The 2,475-nt window shown below is 78.2% G+C and carries 3 protein-coding genes and 2 pseudogenes; 4 read left to right on the forward strand and 1 reads right to left on the reverse strand.

What is annotated here, in order from left to right; translation table 11 throughout:
• Positions 1-19 precede the first annotated feature (19 nt).
• The 3 genes and pseudogenes from GTR00_RS18815 to GTR00_RS18820 all read left to right on the forward strand — a co-directional run bounded on the left by GTR00_RS18815 (position 20) and on the right by GTR00_RS18820 (position 885).
• Entirely contained in the window at positions 20-382 is a 363-nt protein-coding gene (locus GTR00_RS18815) for a DUF4267 domain-containing protein (RefSeq protein ID WP_166613096.1), read from the forward strand.
• Between the two features lie 153 nt (positions 383-535).
• Positions 536-625, forward strand: a pseudogene (locus GTR00_RS26490) (MerR family DNA-binding transcriptional regulator); the annotation flags it as partial.
• Positions 626-630: 5 nt separating this feature from the next.
• The gene (locus GTR00_RS18820; protein WP_323132603.1) at positions 631-885 is read left to right on the forward strand and encodes a GyrI-like domain-containing protein; all 255 of its coding nucleotides are present in this window, start codon (positions 631-633) and stop codon (positions 883-885) included.
• Between the two features lie 512 nt (positions 886-1,397).
• Here the strand turns inward: GTR00_RS18820 and GTR00_RS18825 are convergent.
• Complete coding sequence (locus GTR00_RS18825) at positions 1,398-1,946, reverse strand: hypothetical protein (RefSeq protein ID WP_166613097.1); 549 nt, start codon at positions 1,944-1,946, stop codon at positions 1,398-1,400.
• A gap of 252 nt (positions 1,947-2,198) precedes the next feature.
• Here GTR00_RS18825 and GTR00_RS18830 point away from each other — a divergent pair.
• Positions 2,199-2,475, forward strand: a pseudogene (locus tag GTR00_RS18830) (hypothetical protein); the annotation flags it as partial.

The following is a 2,475-nucleotide window of genomic DNA, read 5'->3' on the forward strand; positions in this document are numbered from 1 at the left end:
ACCCGGAAGGACCCCTCCCGTGCACCTCACCGCGCTCCTCACCTCCCTGCTCGCCTGCGCCGGCATCGTCGTCGTCGGCACCCGCTTCCTGCTGGTCCCCCGCCGCGCCACCACCGGCTTCGGGGTGGCCGCCGACGACGTGCGCGCCCTGGCCGCCGTCAAGGGCGTGCGCGACATCACCTCCGGCGTGGTCGTGCTCGTGGTGTGGGCGGCCGCCGGCCCCGCCGCGATGGGCTGGGCGCTGACCGCCGCGGCCCTGACCGCGGTCGGGGACGCCGTCGTCGTGCGCGCCCGCGGCGGGCGGCTGTCCACCGCCCTCGGCGTGCACGGGCTGACCGCCGCCGTGCTCGTCGCAGCCGGCCTCGTCCTGGCGCTGGGCTGAGCGGCACCCCGCGCGGCGGGCGCCGCGCTGCACGCCCTCACCGAGCACGGGAACGCCCACCTGGCGGTCTGAGGCACCCCGCGAGCACCGGGCGAGCGGCCGGGAACCACCCCTTGACCCTCACACCGTGTCAGCCTCGACGCTGGAGGTGCCGTGTTCAGCGTCGGGGAGTTCGCCACCACCGCCCGGGTGTCGGTGCGCATGCTGCGCCACTACGACGCCCTGGGTCTGCTGCCGCCCGCGGGGGCGTGCAGGTCACCGACCTGCCCGCCGTGCGGGCCGCCACGATCGTCCACCACGGCCCGATGGACGGCGTGGACGCCACCTGGCAGCTCCTCGCGCGCTGGATCGAGGACAACGGCCACCGGCCCCTCGGCCTCGGCGGGGAGGTGCACCTGGACTACTGCCCCGAGGACCCCTCGAACGGGGTCACCGAGCTGCAGATCCCCGTCGCACCGGCCGCCGGCGACCCGCGGGACGGGTCCCGGGCGGGCGTGAGCTGACGGGAGGGGCGGGGGCGCGCAACGGACCCGGTGGCGACCGGAGGCGGCAGACGACGACCCCGCTGATCGACGCGCTGAACGTCCGCGCCGTCCAGGCCTACGAGCGCCAGGACGCCTCGGTCCTGCCCGGGCTGCGCTCCCCGGGTGCGGCGCTGGCCCTGCACGGCACCGCCGAGAACGGCGGGCTGGTCGGCGGAGGGGTCGAGAACCTCTTCTTCGGCGAGAGGGTGCCGTCGGTCGACGACGCCATCGCGGGCTACCGCTGGCTATCGCGGGCTACCGCTGGCTCGGTCTGGGCGACGTCGCCGCGCTCGTCGCCCGCGCGCGCGACGAGTACCTGCGGTTCCGGCCCACCGGCCGGGAGGAGCTCTCCGACGAGGACGCCGCGTCGTGGGACCAGCTCGACGCGGCGTCCTCCGAGACCGCCCCCCTCGAGCGGCTGGAGGCGGCGGTGGCTGCCCGCCTGCACGAGATCGCCCCGGAGGTGCTGCCGTCCTGAGCGCGGCAGCAGGTCACCCCCACGGCCGCCAGGTCCTCGGGGCCCGGCGGCCCTCGTGCGTCCGCGTCCCGGTGCCGCCGGGCAGGCGCAGGGCCGGGCCGGTGCGCGGGTCGCGGTAGGCGGCGAGGAGGTCCTCCAGCGGGTGCGCGAGCGCCAGCGCGAGGAAGCTGGCCCCGTCCCGGTCGATCCCGCTCGCGCTGGCGCCCCGCCCGTCCTCGCTCCAGCGCAGGGTGACCCCGCGCTCCGGGCCCTCCTCGACGGTGAAGCGCTCCCCCGGTTCGGGGAACGAGGCGAAGAGGACGGGCGCAAGGTGGTGCGCCGAGCGCCACAGCGCGCCGGAGCGGCCCACGAGGAAGCGCTCCAGGGCCCCGAGGTGGTCGGTGCGCAGGTCCACGACGGGCCGGTCGCGCGTGGTCCGGGTGAAGCGGAACCCGTCCCCGACGTCGGCGATCGAGCACTGGACCTCCCAGCCGGGGATGAGGACCTCGTCCTCGCGGAACTCCACGGGGCGCGGCGGGGAGTCCGGGCCGCCGTCGGGCGTCCCGGCGTGCAGCGCAACCACCGGGCGGAGGGACCCCGGCGGGTCACGAGGTGGCCGCCGCCCGGCGCGGGTGGTGCCGGCCGGGCGCCCCCACGGGGGGTTCTTCGCCGACGTCCGCCCCGCCTCGGCGAGGGTGCAGGTCGCCGCGCTGATCGACGCGCGCCTGCTCGTGGAGGTCGAGGCGGACGCGGTCGTGGAGCGACAGCCCCCTCGGACGCGGCGGCCGGGGAAACCCCGGTGCGGTCGCGCGCCGCAGAGGCCACGATCCGGTGCGTGCCCCACACCCCCGAGCCCGCCGCCGTGCACCGGGCGCACGCCGACGCGTGGCGCGAACTGGCCCTGTCCCACCCCGGCGGCGCGGCCGCCGACCTGCCCGGCGCCCGGCTGGCCTCCAGCGGCCTGCCGTTCCCGCAGTACAACGGCGCCGACGTCACCGACCCCGCGCTCGCCGACCCCGCCGCGGTGGCCGGCTGGTTCGCCGCGGCCGCGGTGCCCTGGGCGTGGCGGGTGCCCGCCGGCACGCCCTGGCCGCACGGGCGGCTCGTGGTGG

The sequence above is a fragment of the Kineococcus indalonis genome (assembly GCF_009906395.1).
GTDB classification, from domain to species: Bacteria; Actinomycetota; Actinomycetes; order Actinomycetales; family Kineococcaceae; genus Kineococcus; species Kineococcus indalonis.